This is a genomic window from Microbacterium sp. BF1 (assembly GCF_019279095.1).
GTDB classification, from domain to species: Bacteria; Actinomycetota; Actinomycetes; order Actinomycetales; family Microbacteriaceae; genus Microbacterium; species Microbacterium maritypicum.
Window position 1 is genome coordinate 1 of sequence record NZ_JAGYWT010000221.1, and the last position, 4,006, is coordinate 4,006.

At 66.4% G+C, this 4,006-nt stretch carries 3 protein-coding genes and 3 pseudogenes; 5 read left to right on the forward strand and 1 reads right to left on the reverse strand.

The window, feature by feature from the left end; all coding sequences use genetic code 11:
• A pseudogene (locus tag KZA10_RS09145) lies at positions 1 to 126 on the reverse strand (DnaA ATPase domain-containing protein); the annotation flags it as partial.
• A 1-nt stretch (position 127) separates the two neighbouring features.
• Between KZA10_RS09145 and KZA10_RS09150 the strand changes: the two are divergent.
• From KZA10_RS09150 to KZA10_RS09170, 5 genes and pseudogenes are all read left to right on the forward strand, one after another.
• Positions 128 to 1,021: pseudogene (locus KZA10_RS09150) on the forward strand (thiamine pyrophosphate-dependent enzyme); the annotation flags it as partial.
• 3 nt (positions 1,022 to 1,024) lie between these two features.
• The gene (ilvN, locus tag KZA10_RS09155) at positions 1,025 to 1,534 is read left to right on the forward strand and encodes an acetolactate synthase small subunit (protein ID WP_017830816.1); all 510 of its coding nucleotides are present in this window, start codon (positions 1,025 to 1,027) and stop codon (positions 1,532 to 1,534) included.
• Positions 1,494 to 2,642 (forward strand): ketol-acid reductoisomerase, encoded by a 1,149-nt coding sequence (gene ilvC / locus KZA10_RS09160; protein WP_268244449.1) that lies wholly within the window; start codon positions 1,494 to 1,496, stop codon positions 2,640 to 2,642. Before ilvN ends, ilvC begins: the two co-directional genes overlap by 41 nt.
• Positions 2,643 to 2,781: 139 nt before the next feature.
• Positions 2,782 to 3,745, forward strand: a pseudogene (locus KZA10_RS18720) (alpha-L-fucosidase); the annotation flags it as partial.
• 52 nt (positions 3,746 to 3,797) lie between these two features.
• Positions 3,798 to 4,006, forward strand: a 209-nt coding sequence (locus KZA10_RS09170; protein WP_256934640.1) for an alpha-L-fucosidase, incomplete at its 3' end; no start/stop codon positions are given.

A 4,006-nucleotide genomic window follows, 5' to 3' on the forward strand; every position in this document is an offset into this window, starting at 1 on the left:
ACCCCACTCGAAGCGGCTGCGCATCCGGTCTTCGAACCCGGTCAGGTGCTTCGGGGCGACATCGCTGGTGATGACGACCTGCTTGTTGTGGTCGTGCAGCGTGTTGAAGGTGTGGAAGAAGGCTTCCACGGGCAAGGCGGCACTGTTCGCGCCGAACGCGAAGGTCGTCCACGTCGACATCGACCCGGCTGAGATCTCCAAGATCCGCACAGCCGATGTGCCGATCGTCGGCGATGTGCGCGACGTGCTCACCGATCTCGATGCGGCCTTCCGCGGAGCGACTGCAGGCACCAAGCCCGACATCGACGAGTGGTGGTCGTACCTCGACGGTCTGCGCACCGAGTTCCCGCTCGGCTACGCGCCGACCACGGACGGCCTCCTCGCCCCGCAGTACGTGATCCAGCGGATCGGCGAGCTCACCGGCCCCGAGGGCATCTTCGCCTCGGGCGTCGGCCAGCACCAGATGTGGGCGGCGCAGTTCATCAAGTACGAGCGTCCGAACGCCTGGTTGAACTCCGGCGGCGCCGGCACGATGGGTTACTCGGTTCCCGCAGCGATGGGGGCCAAGGTGGCGCAGCCCGAGCGTCCGGTCTGGGCGATCGACGGCGACGGCTGCTTCCAGATGACCAATCAGGAGCTCGCGACCTGCACGATCAACAACATCCCGATCAAGGTCGCGATCATCAACAACTCGTCGCTGGGCATGGTGCGGCAGTGGCAGACGCTGTTCTACGACGGCCGTCACTCGAACACCGACCTCAACACCGGTCACGGCACGATCCGCATCCCCGACTTCGTCAAGCTCGCCGAGGCCTACGGCTGCCTCGCGATCCGCGTGGAGAAGGAGGAGGAGGTCGACGCCGCCATCCAGCTCGCGCTAGAGACGAACGACCGCCCCGTGGTGATCGACTTCGTCGTGAGCGCCGACTCCATGGTGTGGCCGATGGTGCCGCAGGGAGTCAGCAACAGCTATGTCCAGTACGCCCGCGAGCACGCGCCCGCATTCGACGAGGAGGACTGATCCATGTCGACCCACGTGCTGAGCCTGCTGGTGGAGAACACCCCCGGCCTGCTGACCCGTGTCGCGGGGCTCTTCGCCCGCCGCGGCTTCAACATCGACTCCCTCGCCGTCGGCGTGACGGAGGTGCCGGGGATCTCCCGCATCACCGTCGTCGTCGACGTCGACGAGCTCCCGCTCGAGCAGGTCACCAAGCAGCTCAACAAGCTGATCAACGTGATCAAGATCGTCGAGCTCGACTTCGCCACGTCGGTGCAGCGCGAGCACATGCTCGTGAAGGTGCGCACCGACAACGCCACGCGATCGAACGTGATCGAGGTCGTGAACCTCTTCCGCGCCTCGGTGGTCGACTACGCCTCCGACGCCCTCGTGATCGAGGTGACCGGCGACAAGGGCAAGGTCGACGCCATGCTGCGCGCGCTCGAGCCCTTCGGGATCAAGGAGATCGCGCAGTCGGGTCTTCTCGCGATCGGCCGTGGCGGCAAGAGCATCACCGAGCGCGTCCTGCGCGGCTGACCAACCTGAGTACCGAGTTTTCGCCGCTCATCGAGTACGCGAAGCCAGACGAAACGCAAAGAACAAGGAGAAACACAAAGTGAGCACCGAGATCTTCTACGACGCCGATGCAGACCTGTCCCTGATCCAGGGCAAGAAGGTCGCGATCGTCGGCTACGGCTCGCAGGGCCACGCCCACGCGCAGAACCTGCGCGACTCGGGTGTCGAGGTCGCGATCGCCCTCAAGGAGGGCTCCAAGTCGGCCGCCAAGGCCGAGGAGGCCGGCTTCCCGGTGAAGACCGTCGCCGAAGCCACCGAGTGGGCCGACGTCATCATGATCCTCGCGCCGGACCAGCACCAGCGCACGATCTACAGCGAGTCGATCGCGCCGAACCTCACGGCCGGCAAGACGCTCGCCTTCGCGCACGGCTTCAACATCCGCTTCGGCTACATCGACGCTCCCGAGGGCGTCGACGTGATCCTGGTCGCCCCGAAGGCTCCCGGCCACACGGTCCGTCGCGAGTTCGTCGCCGGCCGCGGCATCCCCGACATCATCGCCGTCGAGCGCGACGCATCGGGCAAGGCCTGGGACCTGGCGCTCTCCTACGCGAAGGCCATCGGTGGCACCCGCGCCGGTGTCATCAAGACCACCTTCACCGAAGAGACCGAGACCGACCTGTTCGGTGAGCAGGCTGTTCTCTGCGGCGGCGTGAGCCACCTGGTGCAGGCCGGCTTCGAGACCCTGACCGAGGCGGGCTACCAGCCGCAGATCGCGTACTTCGAGGTTCTGCACGAGCTCAAGCTGATCGTCGACCTGATGTGGGAGGGCGGCATCGCCAAGCAGCGCTGGTCGATCTCCGACACCGCCGAGTTCGGCGACTACGTCTCGGGTCCGCGCGTCATCGACGAGCGCGTCAAGGAGAGCATGAAGGGTGTGCTGGCCGACATCCAGTCCGGCGCCTTCGCGAAGCGCTTCATCGACGACCAGGACAACGGTGCCGAGGAGTTCCTGGCGCTGCGCGCCAAGGAGGAGCAGCACCCGATCGAGGTCACCGGCAAGGAGCTGCGTTCGCTCTTCGCATGGAAGCAGCAGGACGAGGACTACGTCGACGGCAGCGCTGCTCGCTGATTCGATTCTCGAAAGAACGGGCGTCCCCTCGGGGGCGCCCGTTCTTCGTTTTCTGATGAACCCCAAGGCGCAAACATCCGACGTCTATGCCGGGATGGGAGACATGCGACAGGAATGGTTTGACCGGGCTCGGTTCGGCATGTTCGTCCACTTCGGCCTCTACAGCGGCGCCGCCAGGCACGAGTGGGTCCAGAACTACGAACGCCTCACCGACGAGGACTACCGGCAGTATTTCGAGCACTTCGACCCGGATCTCTTCGACGCCGCGGCCCTCGCCCGCACCGCGAAGGAGACGGGCATGGGATACGTGGTGCTCACAACGAAGCACCACGACGGCTTCTGCCTCTGGGGCTCGAAGCTGACCGACTACACGTCGGTGGCGAACACCGGACGCGACCTCGTGCGCGAGTACGTGGAGGCGCTGCGGGCCGAGGGGCTCAAGGTCGGGCTCTACCACTCGGTCATCGACTGGCATCACCCCGACTTCACCGTGGACTGGAACCACCCGCGCCGCGATGACGAGGGCGCCGCCGAGCTCAACGGGCAAGGGACCCGACGACTGGGACGCCACCGCGCTGCTCGCGCTGTGCCGGGAGCTGCAGCCGAACATGCTCGTCAACGACCGTCTGGGCATTCCGGCCGACTTCGTTACCCCCGAGCAGTACCAGCCGACCTCGCCGATCGTGCGTGACGGCGTGCCGCTGACCTGGGAGGCCTGCCAGACGCTCAACGGGTCGTGGGGCTATCACCGCGACAACACCGATCAGAAGTCCCCCACCATGCTCGTGCAGATGCTGGTCGACTCGGTCTCGATGGGTGGCAACATGCTGTTGAACATCGGCCCGGACGGACGCGGGGCGATCGCGCCCCGCGATGCGCAGACGCTGGGGGAGATCGGTGAGTGGATGCGCCTGCACCGTGGCGCCGTGGTCGGCGCCGGGCATGCGGCATTCACTCCGCCGCGCGAGGGCGTGTACACACGCAGCGGGAACCGCCTCTACCTGAGTCTGTTCAGCTGGCCGATGGGCTTCGTGCATCTTCCGGAACTCGCCGGCAAGGTCTCCTACGCGCGACTGCTCAACGACGGTTCATGGCTCGAGACGCGGCCTCGGCTTCTCGTTCGGCTTCAACCAGGCCGAGGACGAGCGGCACTCGCTGTCGGGCGCTGCGCTGATCCGCCTGCTCGTCGACGTCGTGGCGAAGAACGGCAACCTGCTGATCAACGTGGGCCCAGCGGCCGACGGCTCGATCCCCGAGCTGCAGCGTCGCGCGATGCGCGAGCTCGGCACGTGGCTGGAGGTGAACGGCGACGCGATCTACGGCACACGTCCGTGGATCCGCATGGGGGAGCGCACCGGCGCCCC

Bases quoted from the DNA above. Each gene is read 5' to 3' on its own strand.
- ilvN (WP_017830816.1), top strand. From the start codon at position 1,025: ATGTCGACCCACGTGCTGAGCCTGCTGGTGGAGAACACCCCCGGCCTG.